Below are 19,600 nucleotides of genomic sequence, written 5' to 3'. Positions count from 1 at the left end.
GTGGGGAACTCCCTCGCGACACTGGGCGCCTACGCTTCAGTACCCCAAGCCTTACCAGACAAGGAGCCCCCACATGTCGGACCACGCCAAACAAATGACTGACGACGAAGCCGCCGAATTTGCCGAGCAGGTCTTCGACGTCGCGCGCAGAGGCGATGCCGCCCTGATGGCCGCGCTGCTGGCCAAGGGCTTACCAGCCAACCTGCGTAACCACAATGGCGACACCTTGCTGATGCTGGCCGCTTATCACGGCCACGCCGACGCGGTAAAAGTGCTGCTGGAATTCAAGGCTGACCCGCAGATCGCCAATGACAAGCATCAACTGCCGATGGCCGGTGCGGCGTTCAAGGGCCATTTGCCCGTGGTCAAGGCGCTGATCGAAGGCGGCGCGCCGGTTGACGCGTCATCCTCGGACGGGCGCACGGCATTGATGATGGCGGCGATGTTCAACCGCGTCGAAATGCTCGACTACCTGCTCAGCCAGGGCGCCAACCCCAAGGCGATCGACGCCCAGGGCGCCACGGCATTGGCAGCGGCACAGACCATGGGCGCGGTGGATACGGCGGCGCAGTTGCAGAAACTGGTGTAGGCTACGCGCCCTCAAAAACCAGCCCGCCACAGGACCCTTTCATGAAAAACGCCCTCGTCGAACTCATCCGTAAAATCAGCGCCGGCGTCATGGGCGACGACGAGGTGGCACGCATCGCCGAAGAAGCGGCGCAGGCCTACGCCGACCCTGTGGCGTTTCTGGCGGCAAACCCGGACATCAACTACGACGATACGTTCTCGATTCCGTTGGGCGAGTGGGTAGTGGTCGGCAGCCTGCCGGACACCGTGCTGTTCCAGGCCGACACCTATGGCGACCTGTTTACGCAGATCGTTGCATCGTTCGGCCCCGGCGTGGCGTTTAACCTCAAGCCCAAGCAACTGGCCAAGACCGAAGCCCTCACCGCGCTCAATCGTATCCAGATCCAGATGAGTGCCCTCAGCCCGGAAGACGGTGGTTATGTGTTGCTGAACTTCAGCCAGCCACTGGACGACGAGATCCAGGCCGTGCTGGTGTACGGCAACGACCTGCCGCGCGTGCTGGAACTGTGCGCCGAAGTTGGCATCAAGGGCGAACCGTCCCTGGAAGCGCTGCGGGTCGCGGTCCACGTCTGAAATAAAACGGAACCCCCTGCCAGGGCTGGCTATCCTACAAGGGCATGCCCTCACTTAGGAGCGACACCATGGGTTCCACTTTCAACGGTCTGGTCGGGCTGATCATCCTCGCGCTGGATATCTGGGCGATCATCAATGTGTTCAAAAGTGGCGCAAGCACCGGTGCCAAGGTGCTGTGGATTCTGTTGATCCTGCTGCTGCCGGTCCTGGGCCTGATCATCTGGGCGATCGCCGGGCCACGGGGCAACATGCGCTTCTGAGCTCCAGCTTCACTCAAGCAGAAGCGGGCACGGAAAATGTGGGAGGGGGCTTGCCCCCGATAGCGGTGTATCAGTCGTTACAACAGTGGCTGAACCACCGCTATCGGGGGCAAGCCCCCTCCCACAATGGTTTCAACGAATGCCTTGATATTGTGTGTCGAAATATTCGCTGTACGAAATTTTCACATCTCATCCAAGACAATTCGCCGGCTTTATCTCCCCGCAACGGCTCTATCTCACGCTCCGTCAGCGGCAGGATTGCGGCACGCGTTCAGTAATTAATAGCGTTGCCGGCAGTGATCGGGCACCATTTGCGCCACCGCGTTTACCGCCTACCCCAGCCAGCCTGGGCGAGGGTCGGACGCCACTGCACTCTTTCGCAACTTAAACTTCCAATGGGTCCTGAAACGACATGGCAAACCCGGACGCCCTGAATCAGCAGCGAGCTTCTAATCGCCTGCTGCAACCGACCGTCAAATCCCATCTGGCATACACGCTGCTTTGCGCACTGGTCATGATGGTGATGTTCTCCCTGCTGCGCCTGGCGCTGCTGGCGTACAACCGCGAGATGATCCTCGACACACCGGCCTCGACCTTCCTGGAAGCGTTCGCCAACGGCCTGCGCCTGGACATTCGCCTGGTGGTGTACCTGGTGATCCCCTTGCTGCTGGCACTGTTCAGTGTGCGGGCCATGGCCGCGCGCGGGTTCTTCCGTTTCTGGCTGACCCTGGCCTCCAGCATCGCGCTGTTCCTGGGCCTGATGGAGATGGACTTCTACCGCGAATTCCACCAGCGCCTCAACGGCCTGGTCTTCCAATACGTAAAGGAAGACCCGAAAACCGTGATGAGCATGCTCTGGTACGGTTTCCCGGTGGTGCGCTACCTGCTCGCCTGGGCCGTGGGCACGCTGATCCTGAGCATGGCCTTCAAGGGCGCCGACCGCGCGACGCGCCCACGCGGCCCGTTCAGCGGCGGCACCATTGGCACCCGCCAAGTGGCGCCGTGGTATTCGCGGATCGCGGTGTTTGTGGTGTGCCTGCTGGTCGCCGTGGTCGCCGCTCGCGGCACCCTGCGCCAGGGCCCGCCGCTGCGTTGGGGTGACGTCTATACCACCGATTCGAACTTCGCCAACCAGTTGGGCCTCAATGGCACGTTGTCGCTGATCGCCGCAGCCAAGTCGCGCTTCTCCGAAGACCGCACCAACATCTGGAAGGCCACCCTCGAACAACCGCTGGCCACCCAGACCGTGCGCGACATGCTGGTGCTGCCGCAAGAGAAGCTGGTGGATACCGACACCGCCGCCGTGCGCCGTGATTTCACGCCACCGGCCGAGAAAACCCTGCCGATCAAGAACGTCGTGGTCATCCTGATGGAGAGCTTCGCCGGTCACTCGGTGGGCGCCCTGGGGCGTCCGGGCAATATCACGCCGTACTTCGACAAACTGTCCAAGGAAGGCCTGCTGTTCGACCGCTTCTTCTCCAACGGCACTCACACCCACCAGGGTATGTTTGCCACCATGGCGTGCTTCCCGAACCTGCCGGGGTTCGAGTACCTGATGCAGACCCCGGAAGGCAGCCACAAGCTGTCGGGCCTGCCGCAGTTGCTCAGTGCGCGCAAGTTTGACGACGTGTATGTCTACAACGGCGATTTCGCCTGGGACAACCAGTCGGGCTTCTTCAGCAACCAGGGCATGACCAACTTCATCGGCCGCAACGACTTTGTCGACCCGGTGTTCTCCGATCCGACGTGGGGCGTGTCCGACCAGGACATGTTCAACCGTGGCCTGGAAGAACTGAAAGCGCGTGAAGGCGGCAAACCGTTCTACGCCCTGCTGCAAACCCTGTCCAACCACACGCCGTATGCCTTGCCGACCCCGTTGCCGGTGGAGAAAGTCACCGACCGTGGCAGCCTCAACGAGCATTTGACGGCGATGCGCTACTCCGACTGGGCCCTGGGCCAGTTCTTTGAAAAGGCCCGCAAGGAGCCGTACTTCAAGGAAACCCTGTTTGTGATCGTGGGCGACCACGGTTTCGGTAACGAGCAGCAGATCACCGAGATGGACCTGGGTCGCTTCAACGTGCCAATGCTGATGATTGCACCGGGCATGCAAGAGAAGTTCGGCGAGCGTGACCACACCGTGGGCACCCAGATCGACATCGTACCGACCATCATGGGCCGTCTCGGTGGCGACACCCTGCACCAGTGCTGGGGCCGTGACCTGCTCAACCTGCCGGAAGGCGACAAGGGCTTCGGCGTGATCAAACCTTCGGGCAGCGATCAGACCGTGGCGTTGGTCACCGGCGACCGCGTGCTGGTATTGCCTAAGGAAATGCCAGCGAAACTGTGGCAATACGAACTGGGCGCCGAGCCGACCGGTAAAGTGATCGCGGAATCGCCGGACGAGGCTGGGCTGAAACAGAAGCTCGAATCGTTCCTGCAGACCGCGACCAAAAGTTTGCTGGATAACACCGCCGGTGTTGTCGACGGTAAGCCGGACTAATCGCCCGGCAATAAAAAAGAGGCCTTCATGAAGGCCTCTTTTTTTTGCCCGGCGTTTATATCTTGCCGAGTAACAACAGGATCAGCAGCACCACCAGGACGGCACCGAGAATACCCGACGGCCCATAACCCCAGCTACGGGAGTGCGGGAACACCGGCAAACCGCCGACCAGCAGGAGAATCAGGATGATGATTAAAATGAGGCTCATAGTTGTATTTCCTTATAGGCCTTGTGCAAGGACTGGTTGTTTAACATTAGGCCCACCGGTTTAATTGCGGACGCCTTAACAACTCCGACTGTGCCGCTTCGCAGAAAATTCCGTGTTTTTTTAAAGCATTTTGGAAACGCACTTATTTCTTTTAACGCGCCGACAAATGCCTGCGCTTAGTTGAAAAAGATTGAACTTAGGCCAGGCCATGGCATCCGACCCGTCCCGCGGTTTGCTCAGGGCATTCATCAATTGGATGGTGCGTGGGTGTAGGAAAAACCTTCGCTACACTGCCGATCACTTCTTCCGTGAACCACAAGGCTATTTTCCTATGCAAAATCGCATGATGATCACCGGTGCCGGGTCCGGACTGGGTCGCGAAATCGCGCTGCGCTGGGCCCGCGAGGGTTGGCAGTTGGCCTTGTCGGATGTCAGCGAGCCGGGCTTGCAAGAGACCCTCAAGCGAGTGCGCGAGGCGGGCGGCGATGGGTTTATCCAGCGTTGCGATGTGCGCGACTACAGCCAGCTCACCGCCTTTGCCCAGGCCTGCGAGGTCAAGCTGGGCGGCATCGATGTAATCGTCAACAATGCTGGCGTGGCCTCTGGCGGGTTCTTCGCCGAACTGTCCCTGGAAGACTGGGACTGGCAGATCGCAATCAACCTGATGGGTGTGGTCAAGGGCTGCAAGGCGTTCCTGCCGCTGCTGGAAAAGAGCAAAGGCCGCATCATCAACATCGCCTCAATGGCGGCGCTGATGCAAGGGCCGGCCATGAGCAACTACAACGTGGCCAAGGCGGGTGTGGTGGCGTTGTCGGAGAGTTTGCTGGTGGAGCTCAAGCAGCAGGAAGTCGGGGTTCACGTGGTGTGCCCGTCGTTCTTCCAGACCAACCTGTTGGACTCATTCCGTGGGCCGACCCCGGCTATGAAGGCGCAGGTGGGCAAGTTGCTGGAAAGCTCGCCGATTTCGGCGGCCGATATCGCGGATTACATTTACCAGCGGGTGGCTGAGGGTGAGTTCATGATCCTGCCCCACGAGCAAGGGCGAATGGCCTGGGCGTTGAAGCAGAAGAACCCGCAGTTGCTGTATGACGAGATGACCGTGATGGCTGACAAGATGCGCGCCAAAGCCCAGGCGATTAAGGGCTGATCGGTTTCTTGATCGGGCTCTGCGCAAAAAAATCATGTGGTCTGTCAGGCAAATTACCTACTGCTGTAGGTGATGCCTGATTCGACCGCAAGTCATTGCTGAGCATCACCCAAGCGCGCAAGGTCGGGGTCCTGTCACTCGAAAAGGACAACCGCCATGCTGGTCTTAAGCCGTGCCGTAGGCGAAATCATTTCCATCGGCGATGACATCGCCTTGCACATTCTCGAACTCAACGGTTCCCAGGTGAAATTCGGGGTCGAAGCCCCCGCCGGGGTGCAGGTCCATCGCGCCGAGGTGTACCAGAAGATCGTCGAACGCCAGGGCGCCGCGACTCATCCGGTGCTGGTGCCCAACCCCTGAACTGCCATTTCAGTCGAACAGATGCTTGGGCACGTCGTGTTTGAGCATCAACTGGCATTGCTCGCTGTCGGGGTCGAATACGATCAATGCCTGGCCCTTGGTCAGTGCCTGGCGCACGCGCAGTACGCGGGTTTCCAGGGGCGTGTCGTCGCCATTGTCGGTGCCGTCGCGGGTCACGAAGTCTTCGATGAGGCGGGTCAGGGTGTCGACTTCAAGTGCGTCGTAGGGAATCAGCATACAAGCCTCTGGGGTTAAGTCCCGGCGATGCTACTGCGCCGGGACCGTTGTTGCCAGTGTCAGGACTTCTGGCCGACCAGGCTGTCCACCGACGGCACGCGGGTGTCGCTCTCCATCTGGGTCTCGTGCTCGAGCTGATGACTGAACCGATCCAGTGAACCCTGCGCCGGTTGCGCGTCGCTGGCGAACACCGGCGGGCTGAGAATGTAAGCCGCCAACAAACGGCTCAGCGCCGCGAGGCTGTCGATGTGGGTGCGTTCATAGCCATGGGTCGCATCGCAACCAAACGCCAGCAAAGCAGTGCGAATGTCGTGGCCGGCGGTGACCGCCGAGTGCGCATCGCTGAAGTAATAACGAAACAGATCGCGGCGTACCGGCAGTTCGTTATCCGTCGCCAGGCGCAGCAGGTGGCGCGACAGGTGATAGTCATACGGCCCGCCGGAATCCTGCATCGCCACGCTGACGGCATGTTCGCTGGAATGCTGGCCGGGGGCGACCGGGGCGATGTCGATGCCGACGAACTCACTCACGTCCCAGGGCAGGGCGGCCGCCGCGCCACTGCCGGTTTCCTCGGTGATGGTGAACAGCGGGTGGCAGTCGATCAGCAAGGGTTCGCCGCTGTCGATGATCGCCTTGAGAGCGGCGAGCAGGGCGGCGACGCCGGCCTTGTCATCGAGGTGACGCGCGCTGATATGCCCGCTCTCGGTGAACTCGGGCAGCGGGTCGAACGCCACATAGTCACCGATGCCGATCCCCAGGGAATCGCAATCGGCGCGGGTGGCGCAGTACGCGTCCAGACGCAGCTCGACATGGTCCCAACTCACCGGCATCTCATCCACGGCGGTGTTGAACGCATGCCCGGAGGCCATCAGCGGCAACACGCTGCCACGGATCACGCCGTTGTCGGTGAACAGGCTGACGCGGCTGCCTTCGGCAAAGCGGCTCGACCAGCAGCCGACCGGGGCGAGTGTCAGGCGGCCGTTGTCTTTGATCGCACGCACGGCGGCGCCGATGGTGTCCAAGTGCGCCGACACCGCGCGGTCGGGGCTGTTTTTCTGGCCCTTGAGGGTGGCGCGGATGGTGCCACGGCGGGTCATTTCAAAGGGGATGCCGAGTTCTTCCAGGCGCTCGGCGACATAGCGCACGATGGTGTCGGTAAAGCCGGTCGGGCTGGGAATGGCGAGCATTTCCAGCAGCACTTTTTGCAGGTAGTTGAGATCCGGTTCGGGGAGGGTTCGGGTCATGGAAACTCCTGATGGGGTGAGGGCATCGATGGTTTCGATGAGGGGTTAGCGGCGGTGGCGGGGCTGGCTTCAGCGCGGGCAAGTCCGCTCCTACATTTGGAATGCGGTCACCTGTGGGAGCGGGCTTGCCCGCGATAGCGCCGCTCCAGGCAATACATCTTTCAAGCGCTTGGCTGACTGTGCGGAAACAACAAATCCACAAACCGCTCCGCTGTCGGCTGCGGCTCATGATTGGCCAGCCCGGCCCGTTCGTTGGCTTCGATAAACACGTACTCCGCTTGATCGGCCGCCGGCACCATCAGGTCGAGGCCGACCATCGGGATGTCGAGGGCACGCGCGGCGCGCACGGCGGCGTCGACCAGCGTCGGATGGAGGATGCCGGTGACGTCTTCCAGGCAGCCGCCGGTGTGCAGGTTGGCGGTTCGGCGCACGGCCAACTGCACGCCGCTGGGCAGGATGCTGGAGTAGTCATAACCGGCCGCGTGCAGGGTGCGCTCGGTTTCGGCGTCCAGGGGGATTTTGCTTTCACCGTCGGTGGCGGCCTGGCGACGACGGCTTTGCGCCTCGATCAGGGCGCGGATGGAATGCTGGCCGTCACCGATCACTTCGGCCGGGCGGCGGATCGCTGCGGCGACTACTTCGAAGCCGATCACCAGGATGCGCAGGTCCAGGCCTTCGTGGAAGCTTTCGAGCAAGACCCGGCTGTCGAACTGGCGCGCCGCTTCAATCGCCTGTTGCACCTCTTCGATGGTCTGCAGATCCACCGCCACGCCTTGGCCTTGTTCGCCATCGAGCGGTTTGACCACGATGCGCTGGTGTTCGTCGAGGAACTCCAGGTTGTCATCGGCGCTGCCTGCCCGTTGTTGCGCCGGCAGTTTCAACCCGGCGGCGTTGAGCACCTTGTGGGTCAGGCTTTTGTCCTGGCACAAGGTCATGCTGATGGCGCTGGTCAGGTCGCTCAACGATTCACGGCAGCGCACGCGTCGGCCGCCATGGCTGAGGGTGAACAGGCCGGCATCGGCGTCGTCCACGTGTACGTCGATGCCACGACGATGGGCTTCTTCGACGATGATCCGGGCGTAGGGGTTGAACCCCGCCTGCGGGCCAGGGCCGAGGAACAGCGGCTGGTTGATGCCGTTCTTGCGCTTGATCGCAAAGGTGGTCAAGGCACGAAAGCCGAGCTTGGCGTACAGGCTCTTGGCCTGGCGGTTGTCGTGCAGCACCGACAGGTCCAGGTAGCTCAGGCCACGGCTCATGAAGTGTTCCACCAGGTGGCGCACCAGCACTTCGCCGACGCCGGGGCGGGTGCAGTGTGGGTCGACCGCCAGGCACCACAGGCTGCAACCGTGTTCCGGGTCGTGGAAGGCTTTCTGATGGTTGAGGCCCATCACGCTGCCGATCACCGCGCCGCTGTCTTCGTCCTCGGCCAGCCAATACACCGGGCCGCCCGCGTGGCGGGGCGTCAGGCGTGCGGCGTCAACCGGCAGCATGCCGCGTCCCTGATAGAGCTGGTTGACCGCTTGCCAATCGGCCTCGGTCTGCACGCGGCGAATACGGAAGCCACGAAACACGCGGGTCGACGGACGATAGTCAGAGAACCACAAGCGCAACGTGTCGGACGGGTCGAGGAACAGTTGCTGCGGATCGATCCCCAGGATCTGCTGGGGCGCGGCCACGTACAGCGCGATGTCGCGCTCGCCGGCCTGCTCGTTGAGCAGCTCCTCGGCGAGGCTGGCCGGGTCGGGAAACGTGTGGCCGATCAACAACCGGCCCCAGCCGCAATGCACCGCGATCGGCTCGGCGGCCAGTGGGCTGCCGTCTTCGGCCAGGCGTGCTTGCAGGCGCTCGTAGGTCGGCGCCTGGCCCTTGAGCAAGCGTTGGCTGTAAGCCGCTGCGAGAGGTTTCATCGATCAGATTCCTTGTTCGCTGAGCCACAGGTTCAGCGCCGCCAGTTGCCACAGCTTGGAGCCGCGCAGCGGGGTGAGTTGACCGTGTGGGTCGGTGAGCAGGCGGTCGAGCATGGCCGGATTGAACAGGCCGCGGTCCTGGCTCGGGTCCAGCAGCAAATCGCGGACCCAGTTCAAGGTATCGCCCTGCAAATGCTTGAGGCCGGGCACCGGGAAGTAACCCTTCTTGCGGTCGATGACTTCACTCGGGATGACCCGACGCGCCGCTTCCTTGAGGACCTGCTTGCCGCCGTCGGGCAATTTGAATTTGCCCGGTACGCGGGCCGACAGTTCCACCAGGCGGTAGTCGAGAAACGGTGTGCGCGCTTCCAGGCCCCAGGCCATGGTCATGTTGTCGACGCGTTTGACCGGGTCGTCCACCAGCATCACCGTGCTGTCCAGGCGCAGGGCCTTGTCCACGGCGGCGTCCGCGCCCGGCATCGCGAAATGCTCGCGCACGAAGTCGCCGGCGGCGTCATTGGCGGTCAGCCATTTCGGCGCGACGGTGGCCGCGTAGTCGTCGTAGCTGCGGTCGAAAAACGCCTCGCGGTACGCCGCATACGGATCGCTGGCGCCGTCCACTGGCGGGTACCAGTGGTAGCCGGCGAACAGCTCGTCGGCGCCCTGGCCGCTTTGCACCACTTTGCAGTGCTTGGCCACTTCCCGCGACAGCAGGTAAAAGGCGATGCAGTCGTGGCTGACCATCGGCTCGCTCATGGCGCGGAACGCGGCCGGCAGTTGCTCGATGATCTCGCCCTCGGCAATGCGCAGTTGGTGGTGACGGGTGCCGTAGTGCTTGGCGATCAGGTCCGAGTACTGGAACTCGTCGCCGCGTTCGCCGCCGGCGTCTTCAAAACCGATGGAGAAGGTCGACAGGTCCTGCACGCCGACCTCCCGCAGCAGGCCGACGAGCAGGCTCGAGTCGACGCCGCCGGACAGCAGCACGCCCACATCCACGGCGGCGCGTTGGCGGATGGCTACGGCTGCGCGGGTGCTGTCGAGTACGCGGTCGGTCCAGTCTTCGAGGGTCAGGTGCTGCTCATCCTCACGCGGGCCGTAAGGCAGGGTCCACCAGGTTTTCTGCTCGGTGTTGCCGTGGGCGTCGATACGTATCCAACTGGCCGGCGGCAGTTTCTCGATGCCGGCCAGCAGCGTGCGCGGCGCGGGCACCACGGCGTGGAAGTTCAGGTAATGGTTGAGCGCCACCGGATCGAGGATCGGGTTGATATCGCCGCCCTTGAGCAGCGCCGGCAACGTCGAGGCAAAGCGCAGGCGCTGGCCGGTGCGCGACAGGTACAGCGGCTTCACGCCGAGACGGTCACGAGCAATAAACAGACGCTGGGCATCGCGCTCCCAGATGGCAAACGCAAACATGCCGTTGAGCTTGGGCAGCAGGGCTTCGCCCCAGGCGTGGTAGCCCTTGAGCAGCACCTCGGTGTCGCCGCCGGAATAGAAGGCGTAGCCCAAGGCTTCCAGCTCCTGGCGCAGTTCCGGGAAGTTATAGATCGCGCCGTTGAAGGCCAGGGACAAACCCAGCTGCGCATCGACCATCGGTTGGGCAGAACCGTCCGACAGGTCCATGATTTTCAGGCGCCGATGGCCCAGGGCAATCGGCCCTTGGGCATGGAAGCCCCAGGCATCGGGGCCGCGTGGGGCCAAGTGGTGGGTGATGCGCTCAATCGCAGCCAGGTCGGCAGGTTGGGCATCGAAACGTAGTTCTCCAGCTAATCCGCACATAAATTCCTTACCGGTTTTTCCGTTGGGGAGGTTCAACACTCAATACGCCCAAAGGGCGCGTACCCAGAAACTGACACGGGCAAATCAACGGAGTTTTAGAACAATCTGTTATAAGGCAAACAGCCTTGACTGCTCGGGCGCGACCCTGCGCCGCGCGTGGCGGCGGATTCGCGGGCGGTAAATAGGGCTGGTAAACATACAAATTTTGCGCGGTTTGGTGGGGCAACCGCCCCGGTTTTTGCGTCATTCGCCGCAGGCGTCGGGCTTATCGTTGAGCGTCATTACTCAACGCGATAAGGAAGGCTACCGATGGCCGAATCACAGGATTCAGCTCAAACCGCCGCGCCGGTGACGCAAGAACAAGTCACCGCCGCGCTGTTGGAAATTACCGCGGACCTGGACAAAGCCCAGGTGCTGCAAGAGACGTTGCCCGCCTGGTGGATAGACGCCGATAGCCAGACGCGCCAGGCCCTGCAAAACGCCCATGAACACAGCCAGCACCCTCACGAACGAGCGGCGCGCCTGTTGGCGCGGGTCAAACCGCTCAAGGTTTTTTGCGCCGAGCGGCTGAAGGCGTTTCTGGCGGGCAAGGGGCATGCGTCGTTGGATATCGAGCGCGACACGCTGGATGTGCCTCAGCGTTCTTTCAAAATGAAAGCCCCGGTCGGCCCGGCGATCGAGGTCATCAAGACTGAGCGACACAGCCTGCTGCAGGCGGCCATGCAGAACTTCCCGCAGGCGTTTGCCGAGCCCGGCGGGATGGAGCAGGGCTCGGTCATTCGTGCGGGGCAGGCGGTCATTGAAGGCCTCAGCGCCGAAACCTTCGTGGGCTACTGCCGGGAGCTGGACCTCGGTGCCGCCTATCAACGGCATCTGCGGGAGGTGTTCAATCTGCCGGCTTCGGGCAACTCAGCGGCGGCTGCGCGCAGTTACAACCCAACCGTCTCGACCCTGGGGCAAGCCAGGTGCATGGACATGCAGACCGATCTGCACCTCGCGTATGCCAAGGGCGATATCAGCCAGTCGACCTACACGGTGCTGCAGGCGCTGATCAAGGCGGATGCCCCCGCCGAGCAGATGCAGCATCTGCTGTTTCACGGTAAGCCGCTGGTCTGGCAGGGGCTGAATATCGGCGGGAGCTGCGTGTGGGGCGTGATGGTGTTGGCCCACGCCTCGACAGATGGTTTTTCCTCGGGCCCGGTGGTGCTGTACATGCCCAATGAACCGATACGCCCCTGGTACGAGTACCCGTCGCTGGATGACTTCAAACAGTACCTGACGCTCAAGCTCCAGGTGCAGACCTATCGGCGCTTCTTTACCGGCTACCTGGACGAGTCGGAACGCTTCGATTTTTTCCAGCGATTTGACCGTAGCCGAACCCTGGCGCGTCTGGAACCGGTGGCGGAGACGGGCAACCTGTCGAGGTTCTTTTTCAACGTCGGCACCGGCAAGCTGCTGCTCGACGCGCACCTGTTGGCGGTGCCCACGGCGCAGGCGGATGAAGACGCGCGCCGGAAGCGCCTGCAGAACTACCTGGACGCCGGCTTGACCGTGCTCAACGTCGCCGGTTTTGTGGTGCCGGGGTTGGGGGCCTTGATGATGGGGGTCGGCATCGGCCAGTTACTGGGCGAAGTGTTTGAGGGCACTGACGACTGGAATCATCGTGAAAAAGCCGAGGCGCTCGGGCATTTGGTCAACGTGGCTGAAAGCATCGCGGGGATGGCTCTGTTTGCGGCAGGTGCAAAGGTGTTCAGCGCAGCCAAGCGCCTGATCACCCGGCCGGTGGATTTTTTTGACAGCATGGAGGCCGTCAAGCGGCCCGACGACAGCACGGGGTTATGGCGGCGTCGGGCCCAGGCCTATCGTCAGCCCCCGGAAGTGATCGCCGGCAGCGTGGCCAACGGCGCGGGTGTGTATCAGGTCAACGGGAGGTTCTACGTCAAGATCGAAGGCGGGGTGTATTCGATGGTCTTCGACGCCGGCACCAAGCAGTGGCGCGCCCTGCACCCACAGCGCGGCGAGGCCTATCGTCCGGTGCTTGAGCACAATTCCATGGGCGGTTGGCGGTTTGAGTGGGAGCGGCCCGAAGAGTGGGAAAACCGGTCCTACATCATCAAACGCTTGCATCCCGCGCTGGGTGCGCTGAGCGATGAGCGCTTGAACGAGATTGCGCACATTGCCGACCTGTCGTTGTCCGAGTTGCGCTACCTGGCGGCGGAAAACCTGCCATTGCCGGAGCGCTTCAGGGACGGTGTGGTGCGTTTCATACAAGAGCAAAAAGTGCGTGACCTGACTTGGCAGCTTGAACATCAGGCACAGTTGGATACCAGTACGGCACGCACCCAGATGTTCGCCTTGCCGCATATGGCCGATTGGCCCAGCGGGCGCTACTTCGAGGTGTTGAGCCGTGAGGGCAACCTGCTCGGGCGCTACCCGGACGTAGCCCCCTTCAATTATGAAGACATGAGCATCCACATCACCGAGCGACAGTTGGAAGACGGCGAGGTCATACCAACGCTGCTCGCCGCGCTGGACGCCGATGAAACCCAGACATTGCTCGGCGGCGTGGTTGAACCTGACGCGGCTGAGGCGACCTTGAAACGACGCTTGCTCGCCTCGCTCGATCTCACTCATCGGCAGGTGTGCGAGCAGCTGTATCAGGACGCCGAGGTGATCACTCACAGCGATCATGGCTTGCTCAAGTCGCGCTATCCGCGCTTGCCCAATCGCATCGCCTGGGAGCTGCTGTCCAAGACACCGAGCGTGGAACTCGGGCGGTTGCGTGAGTCCGGTCGGGTGCCGCTGGCGTTGGCGCAACAGACCCGCGAGGCGTTGCAACTGCTTGAAGAAGATCAGGCGTTCAGTGGTTTGTACTGGCCGCGCCAAGGCAGCGAAGCCACCCAGCGGCTGGCTGTCGGGCTGCTGGCGCGAGTGCCCGATTGGCCGCAGGCGATGTCGCTGCAAGTGCGCCGCGAAACGCTCACGGGCGAGCTGATTGCGCAACAGGGCGCGCCGGACGCGGCGTTGCGCCGCACCGTCGTGACAACGGCCCGGGGCTGTCAGGCATTTGATGGGCAAGGCAAGGCGTTGGCCCCGCTCGCTTCCGGCGAGGAGGGGTTTTACCAGGCCCTGACGGATACGTTGTCGACCGATCAACTGGCCACGCTGAAACTGACGAGTGCGCAGCGCGGCGCGTTCTTGCGCCATGAGCTGCTGGCCAGGGCGCAAGCGGAGCGCAAGACGCTGGCGCGTTACCTCTGGCCGCAGCGCCCGCAGCCCAAGCCGGCGTTGGCGTGCATTCAGGCGGTACGGCAAGATCCGCCGACGCAGCCGGCCGCGTTGATGCGCAAGGGGCGCAAGCTCTACCCCAAGCTCGACTCACGCCAGCTCGGCTGGTTGCTGCACGACCTGGGCCCGGATCACGTGTCGCGCGCCAAGGCGGTCAAAGGGCTGGAAGGCCAACTCAAGGTGCTGCTGCTGACGTTGAAGCGCTGGTATGACGACAAGGCGGCGACCAAAGGTATGTCCCGTTCTGCCCGGAAGGATTTTCGCTCGGCGCGCCAATCGGTCATGAAGTCCATTGAGCGCAGTTGGAAACGCAAGACGCTGCTGCCCAATGAAGAGGCGCAGGTATTTGGCCTGAAGTTGGACGGCATGGTGGCTGGCCCGTTGCCTCAGTTGCTAGCCGAAGTTGATTTCGCCCATGTTCGAGTGCTGTCGCTCAAGCACATGGCGCTCAACAATGACGTTGCGCAGTTCCTTGAGCACTTCAAGGGCCTGCAGACGCTCGACCTGATGGGCAACACACTGACCGACCTGCCGCAGACGCTGGAGCAGATGCCCGGGTTGCAGCGCTTGTACCTGAGCGACAACCAGTTGCAACTGACCGAGGCGTCCCGCACGACCCTGGCGGGCTTGACCGAACTGCGGCTACTGGACCTGAATAACAACCCGCTGCTGAACGCGCCGACGGTGGGGCGGATGTTGGATCTGCGCACATTGTTCCTCAATAGCTGCTCGCTCAGGGAACTGCCGGGCGGTCTGCGCAGGCCACCGTACCTGGAGACGGTGGACCTGCGTGGCAATCGAATCACGGCGTTGCCTCAATGGCTGGCCGATGTCCCGCGCGGGGTTGCGCGCACGCTTAACCTTGGGGGCAACCCCCTGGATGCTGCCAGTCGGCAGTTGCTGAGTCGCTACCGAAGCCGTGTCGGTGTGGGCATGGGCTTTCTGGAAGATGATATTGCCCGTATGACCGAGCAAAGGGCGCAGGAGCTCTGGTTGAAGGACGTGGGCACGCTGTTCACCAGCAAACAGGCCACCTGGAGCGCGCTCAAGGCGGAACCGGGCTCCGATGGGCTGTTCCATCTACTGGCCGGGCTGGGGGGCGCCGCCGATACCAACACGGTCCGTGAGGACATGAGCCGGCGCGTGTGGTGGGTGCTGGAGTCGGCCGAACACGATGCCGCCTTGCGCCAGGAGGTCTTTGACCGCGCCGCCACGCCGCTCAATTGTGACGATGCCGCGGCCGCGAGTTTCAGCAATCTGGAGGTGCTGACGCATATTCACGAGGCCTCGAAAGCCGTCGAGGGCGGTCAGTTGACCGCCGAACCGCTGCTGCATTTAAGTCGGGGATTGTTTCGGCTCGACCGGCTTGAGCGTTTTGCCCGCAAGCACAGCGACGAACACCCCAGCGCCGACCCGCTGGAGGTGAGCCTGGCCTTTCGAAAAGGCTTGGCCGACACGTTTGACTTGCCGGGCCAACCCCGAGATATGCGTTTCGAGAGCTTGAGTGAGGTCAAACCCTTGCACTTGAGGGCTGCCGCTGACCAGGTGCGGGCGGCCGAGGAATCATCCGAGTTGTTGAATTACCTGGTCGAACTGCCGGTGTGGACCGGCTATTTGAAGAAGGCCAACAGTGTGTCGCTCGGGCGCTTGACCGCGCCGTTCGACGAACGGATGCAGGCGGTGTTTGATCAGGGCGAGACGTTGAGCGATACCGACTACCGCGAGCAGATGAACGTGATTTTGCAGGAGCGGAACCAGGTTGAGTCCGCCGAGATCCGGCGTCAGACCGTAGAGGCGCTCAAGCCCGGCGCGCTGACCGCCTGCCCGCTGCCGTTGTTATGACCCGCCCGTGCCGCGGATCAATGCACGCAAGGCAAATCGATTCGGATGGCAGGCGTCGGCCACGCTTTTGGGCAGCGGCAAGGGTTCATCGTCCAGCCAGGCCGCCAGCAATTCAGCGCACAGCGGCGCGGTCACCAGGCCGCGTGAGCCGTGGCCGCTGTTGATGTACACGCCGTCGAGCCACGGGCAGGCGGCCTCGGGGACCTGGCGGGCATCCTTGCGCAGCGCGGCATAGGCCTGGTCGAAGAGGGCGTGATCGGCCAGCGGCCCGACAATCGGCAAGTAGTCCGGGCTGGTGCAGCGGAACGCGGCGCGCCCTTCGAGTTGATCGGCGGCCAGTGTGTCGGCGTTCAAGCGGTGGGCCAGGTCGACGGAGATTTCCCGCAGCATCTCCAGGTTGCCGACATGCTCGGCGACTGTCGGCGCCAGGTCGTCACTCTTGAAGTCGAAGCTGGCACCCAGGGTGTGTTCGCCGAGGCGCGCCGGGGCCACATAGCCTTCGGCACAGACCACGGTGGCCAGCGCCTGGCTGTCTGGGGTTTGCGCCAGGCGGGTGATTTGCCCGCGAATGCGCTTGAGGGGCAGCTCGGCGCTGAACGGGAACCGCTTGATCTCGGCCGCGCCGGCCAGCACCACCACCGTGGCGCTGGCCAGCAGGGTGTTGCCGGCCAGGGCTTGCCATTGCCCGTCGACCCGTTGCAACTCAAGGGCCTCGTGATGCGTCAGCACGTTGATCAACGGGTGCCGGGCTTGCCATTCGCATAAGGCCGGCGGATGTACCCAGCCGCCCTCGGGGAAAAACAGCCCGCCGTGTTCCAGCGCCACACCGGCGCGCGCTTGGGCCTGGGCCTGGTCCAACGGATGCAGCAGGCCTGGGGCAAACGCCGCAGCCAACTGGGCCTGGCGCTCGGCTTCCTTGGCGTTGAACGCCAGTTGCAGCACGCCGCAACCGTCCCAGTCGACGCCTCGGTGCAGGTGTTCGAGCAGGCGCCGGGTGTGGCCGAACCCGCTCAAAATCAATTGCGAAAGGGCCGTGCCATGGGCCGACAACTTGAGGTACAGCACCCCTTGCGGGTTGCCCGAGGCTTCCTCGGCCAGGGTGGCGTGGCGCTCCAGCAGGCTGACGTTCCAGCCGCGTGCGGCGAGGCTGGCCGCCGTGGTGCAGCCGGCCAGGCCGCCGCCGATCACCAGGGCGCTGCGTTCGCCGTGCAGCGGCGCCGGGCGCGCGAACCACGGTTTGCTCGCGGCAGGCAACGGCGTCTCGACCGGCCAGCCGAGGAATTCACCGCGCAGGATTTCCCATTTATGCCCAATGCCCGGCGTGCGCTTCATCTTGAACCCGGCGGCATTGATCAGGCGTCGCACCCAGCCGGTGCTGGTGAAGGTGCTGATGGTCGACCCCGGGGCCGCCAGGCGTGCCAGTTCGGCAAACAGCTCGGCGGTCCACATGTCCGGGTTTTTCGCCGGGGCGAAACCGTCGAGAAACCACGCGTCGATCTGCGCATCCAACTGCGGCAACTGCTCCAGGGCGTCGCCGATCAGCAGGGTCAAGGTCACGCGGCCGTTATCCAGCACCAGGCGCTGGAAGCCTGGGTGGATGGCGATGTACTGCGCCAGCAATTGCGCGGCGAACGGCTGCAGTTGCGGCCAGAGCAGCAGGGCGCGTTGCAGGTCGGCGTGGCTCAGCGGGTACTTTTCCACGCTGATAAAATGCAGGCGTGCACCGGCCACCGCGTGTTGCTCGAACAGTTGCCAGGCGCAGAGAAAGTTCAGCCCGGTGCCGAACCCGGTTTCGCCGATCACCAGGCGCCCGCCCGCCGGCAAGGCCGCAAACCGTGCCTGCAAACGGTTCTGTTCGAGGAACACATAGCGCGTTTCTTCAAGGCCCGACTGGTCGGAAAAGTACACATCGTCGAAGACCCGCGAGTGCGGGCGACCTTGGTCATCCCAGTCGAGCTGGGCGTGGGTTACAGGGTTCATGGGCGACTCGGCAAAGGCAAGGCGGCCATTCTAGCCGATCAACCGGCAATGAATTGATCCATGGCAAGCGAGCGTGGAATTTCCTGCCGCGTGTTGCTGCCCAATCCGCTAGTCTTGAGCGATCTTGAAACGGAGCTGCTCATGTTCGAATCCGCTGAAATCGGTCATGCCATCGACAAAGACACTTACGACGCCGAAGTACCGGCCCTGCGCGAAGCCTTGCTGGAAGTGCAGTTCGAGCTGCAACAGCAGAAACGTTTTCCGGTGATCATCCTGATCAACGGCGTCGAAGGCGCCGGCAAGGGCGAGACGGTCAAGCTGCTCAACGAATGGATGGACCCGCGCCTGATCGAGGTGCGCACCTTCGACCAGCAGACCGACGAAGAGCTGGCCCACCCGCCAGCCTGGCGATACTGGCGGCAGTTGCCCGCGAAAGGCCGCATGGGGGTCTTCTTCGGCAACTGGTACAGCCAGATGCTGCAAAGCCGCGTGCAGGGCGATATCAAGGACGCGCGGCTCGATCAGGGCATCGCCGGCGCTGAGCGCCTGGAGAAGATGTTCTGCGACGAAGGCGCGGTGATCTTCAAGTTCTGGTTTCACCTGTCCAAGAAACAGATGAAAGCGCGGCTCAAGGCCTTGGCCGACGACCCGCTGCACAGTTGGCGGATCAGCCCGCTGGACTGGCAGCAGTCCAAGACCTATGACAAGTTCGTCCACTTCGGCGAACGCATCCTGCGCCGCACCAGCCGCGACTACGCGCCCTGGCATGTGATCGAAGGGGTCGACAGCAATTATCGCAGCCTCACGGTGGGCAAGATTCTGCTCGAAGGCCTGCAAAACGCCCTGAGGCAGCCCAAGGGCAAAGTCAGCGGCATGAACCCGGCGCCGTTGCCGGCGGCCGTGGATCAAGTGAGCCTGCTCAACAGTCTGGACATGACCCTGAGCCTGGAAAAAGACGATTACGAAGAGCAATTGATCACCGAGCAGGCGCGTCTTTCCGGCCTGATGCGCGATAAGCGCATGCGCAAGCACGCGTTGATCACGGTCTTCGAAGGCAACGATGCGGCCGGCAAAGGGGGCGCGATCCGCCGGGTCGCCGCGGCCCTCGACCCTCGTCAGTACCGAATCGTGCCGATCGCCGCACCCACTGAAGACGAGCGCGCGCAGCCTTACCTGTGGCGCTTCTGGCGGCAGATTCCGGCGCGGGGCATGTTCACCGTGTTTGACCGTTCCTGGTACGGCCGGGTGCTGGTGGAGCGCATCGAAGGCTTCTGCACGCCGATGGACTCGATGCGCGCCTATGGCGAGATCAACGATTTCGAAGAGCAACTGCGCGATGCCGGGGTGATCGTGGTCAAGTTCTGGCTGGCCATCGACAAGCAGACCCAACTGGAGCGCTTCCAGGCCCGCGAAGCGATCCCGTTCAAACGCTTCAAGATCACCGACGACGACTGGCGCAACCGCGATAAGTGGGATCAATACCGTGCCGCCGTGGGCGATATGGTCGACCGCACCAGCACCGAGGTTTCACCGTGGACCCTGGTCGAAGCCAATGACAAGCGCTGGGCGCGGGTCAAGGTGTTGCGCACCATCAACCTGGCGCTGGAAGAGGCGTTCGCCAAGTCCGACAAGCACGACCAGAAAGGCAAGAAGAAGTAGGCCTATAGACGGGGTGAATGATCGTCGCGGT

14 protein-coding genes are annotated in these 19,600 nt (G+C 62.9%); 8 read left to right on the top strand and 6 right to left on the bottom strand.

Translation table 11 applies throughout. From position 1 onward, the window contains the following. Positions 1-73: 73 nt before the first annotated feature. The 4 genes from MOQ67_RS22215 (at position 74) to MOQ67_RS22200 (ending at position 3,921) form a co-directional block, all read left to right on the top strand. A complete protein-coding gene (locus MOQ67_RS22215) occupies positions 74-589 on the top strand; it encodes an ankyrin repeat domain-containing protein (protein WP_198717294.1) in 516 nt (171 codons plus the stop codon). A 41-nt stretch (positions 590-630) separates the two neighbouring features. After that, positions 631-1,161, top strand: coding sequence for a hypothetical protein (locus MOQ67_RS22210; protein ID WP_198717295.1), 531 nt, complete (start codon positions 631-633; stop codon positions 1,159-1,161). A 68-nt stretch (positions 1,162-1,229) separates the two neighbouring features. After that, on the top strand, positions 1,230-1,421 hold the full coding sequence (locus MOQ67_RS22205) for a PLDc N-terminal domain-containing protein (protein ID WP_198717296.1): 192 nt from the start codon (positions 1,230-1,232) through the stop codon (positions 1,419-1,421). 412 nt (positions 1,422-1,833) lie between these two features. Next, positions 1,834-3,921 (top strand): LTA synthase family protein, encoded by a 2,088-nt coding sequence (locus MOQ67_RS22200; RefSeq protein ID WP_198717297.1) that lies wholly within the window; start codon positions 1,834-1,836, stop codon positions 3,919-3,921. 55 nt (positions 3,922-3,976) lie between these two features. On the opposite strand, the gene MOQ67_RS22195 is transcribed toward MOQ67_RS22200, so the two are convergent. Next, complete coding sequence (locus MOQ67_RS22195) at positions 3,977-4,129, bottom strand: DUF3309 family protein (RefSeq protein ID WP_198717298.1); 153 nt, start codon at positions 4,127-4,129, stop codon at positions 3,977-3,979. Positions 4,130-4,460: 331 nt separating this feature from the next. On the opposite strand from MOQ67_RS22195, the gene MOQ67_RS22190 reads away from it, so the two are divergent. Then, positions 4,461-5,276 carry an SDR family oxidoreductase gene (locus MOQ67_RS22190; RefSeq protein ID WP_198717299.1) on the top strand — a complete coding sequence of 272 codons (816 nt, stop codon included), beginning with the start codon at positions 4,461-4,463 and terminating at the stop codon, positions 5,274-5,276. A 156-nt stretch (positions 5,277-5,432) separates the two neighbouring features. Continuing rightward, on the top strand, positions 5,433-5,636 hold the full coding sequence (csrA, locus tag MOQ67_RS22185; protein ID WP_198717300.1) for a carbon storage regulator CsrA: 204 nt from the start codon (positions 5,433-5,435) through the stop codon (positions 5,634-5,636). Between the two features lie 9 nt (positions 5,637-5,645). Here csrA and MOQ67_RS22180 read toward each other — a convergent pair whose 3' ends face one another. From MOQ67_RS22180 to MOQ67_RS22165, 4 genes are all read right to left on the bottom strand, one after another. Continuing rightward, entirely contained in the window at positions 5,646-5,873 is a 228-nt protein-coding gene (locus MOQ67_RS22180; RefSeq protein WP_003236706.1) for a YheU family protein, read from the bottom strand. Positions 5,874-5,932: 59 nt separating this feature from the next. After that, on the bottom strand, positions 5,933-7,117 hold the full coding sequence (locus tag MOQ67_RS22175; RefSeq protein ID WP_198717301.1) for an osmoprotectant NAGGN system M42 family peptidase: 1,185 nt from the start codon (positions 7,115-7,117) through the stop codon (positions 5,933-5,935). 161 nt (positions 7,118-7,278) lie between these two features. Continuing rightward, positions 7,279-9,024: an N-acetylglutaminylglutamine synthetase gene (gene ngg, locus MOQ67_RS22170; protein ID WP_198717302.1), complete on the bottom strand. Its 1,746-nt coding sequence runs from the start codon at positions 9,022-9,024 to the stop codon at positions 7,279-7,281. Between the two features lie 3 nt (positions 9,025-9,027). Beyond that, a complete protein-coding gene (locus MOQ67_RS22165) occupies positions 9,028-10,800 on the bottom strand; it encodes an N-acetylglutaminylglutamine amidotransferase (RefSeq protein ID WP_198717303.1) in 1,773 nt (590 codons plus the stop codon). Between the two features lie 309 nt (positions 10,801-11,109). On the opposite strand from MOQ67_RS22165, the gene MOQ67_RS22160 reads away from it, so the two are divergent. Next, positions 11,110-15,930, top strand: coding sequence for an NEL-type E3 ubiquitin ligase domain-containing protein (locus tag MOQ67_RS22160; protein WP_198717176.1), 4,821 nt, complete (start codon positions 11,110-11,112; stop codon positions 15,928-15,930). Here the strand turns inward: MOQ67_RS22160 and mnmC are convergent. Next, on the bottom strand, positions 15,925-17,910 hold the full coding sequence (mnmC, locus tag MOQ67_RS22155; RefSeq protein ID WP_198717175.1) for a bifunctional tRNA (5-methylaminomethyl-2-thiouridine)(34)-methyltransferase MnmD/FAD-dependent 5-carboxymethylaminomethyl-2-thiouridine(34) oxidoreductase MnmC: 1,986 nt from the start codon (positions 17,908-17,910) through the stop codon (positions 15,925-15,927). The genes MOQ67_RS22160 and mnmC overlap by 6 nt on opposite strands. Before the next feature lie 141 nt (positions 17,911-18,051). Between mnmC and pap the strand changes: the two genes are divergently transcribed. Next, positions 18,052-19,569, top strand: coding sequence for a polyphosphate:AMP phosphotransferase (gene pap / locus MOQ67_RS22150; RefSeq protein WP_198717174.1), 1,518 nt, complete (start codon positions 18,052-18,054; stop codon positions 19,567-19,569). Positions 19,570-19,600: the final 31 nt, after the last annotated feature.

It is taken from the genome of Pseudomonas sp. LY-1 (assembly GCF_053502595.1).
This window is presented reverse-complemented; position numbering and strand designations above follow the sequence as displayed.

Excerpts from the sequence above, each read along its gene's own strand:
- MOQ67_RS22180 (WP_003236706.1), bottom strand. The coding sequence starts at position 5,873 with ATGCTGATTCCCTACGACGCACTTGAAGTCGACACCCTGACCCGCCTC.
- MOQ67_RS22200 (WP_198717297.1), top strand. The coding sequence starts at position 1,834 with ATGGCAAACCCGGACGCCCTGAATCAGCAGCGAGCTTCTAATCGCCTG.
- pap (WP_198717174.1), top strand. The coding sequence starts at position 18,052 with ATGTTCGAATCCGCTGAAATCGGTCATGCCATCGACAAAGACACTTAC.
- ngg (WP_198717302.1), bottom strand. The coding sequence starts at position 9,024 with ATGAAACCTCTCGCAGCGGCTTACAGCCAACGCTTGCTCAAGGGCCAG.
- mnmC (WP_198717175.1), bottom strand. The coding sequence starts at position 17,910 with ATGAACCCTGTAACCCACGCCCAGCTCGACTGGGATGACCAAGGTCGC.
- MOQ67_RS22195 (WP_198717298.1), bottom strand. The coding sequence starts at position 4,129 with ATGAGCCTCATTTTAATCATCATCCTGATTCTCCTGCTGGTCGGCGGT.
- MOQ67_RS22215 (WP_198717294.1), top strand. The coding sequence starts at position 74 with ATGTCGGACCACGCCAAACAAATGACTGACGACGAAGCCGCCGAATTT.
- MOQ67_RS22160 (WP_198717176.1), top strand. The coding sequence starts at position 11,110 with ATGGCCGAATCACAGGATTCAGCTCAAACCGCCGCGCCGGTGACGCAA.
- MOQ67_RS22210 (WP_198717295.1), top strand. The coding sequence starts at position 631 with ATGAAAAACGCCCTCGTCGAACTCATCCGTAAAATCAGCGCCGGCGTC.
- MOQ67_RS22205 (WP_198717296.1), top strand. The coding sequence starts at position 1,230 with ATGGGTTCCACTTTCAACGGTCTGGTCGGGCTGATCATCCTCGCGCTG.
- MOQ67_RS22190 (WP_198717299.1), top strand. The coding sequence starts at position 4,461 with ATGCAAAATCGCATGATGATCACCGGTGCCGGGTCCGGACTGGGTCGC.
- MOQ67_RS22175 (WP_198717301.1), bottom strand. The coding sequence starts at position 7,117 with ATGACCCGAACCCTCCCCGAACCGGATCTCAACTACCTGCAAAAAGTG.
- MOQ67_RS22165 (WP_198717303.1), bottom strand. The coding sequence starts at position 10,800 with ATGTGCGGATTAGCTGGAGAACTACGTTTCGATGCCCAACCTGCCGAC.
- csrA (WP_198717300.1), top strand. The coding sequence starts at position 5,433 with ATGCTGGTCTTAAGCCGTGCCGTAGGCGAAATCATTTCCATCGGCGAT.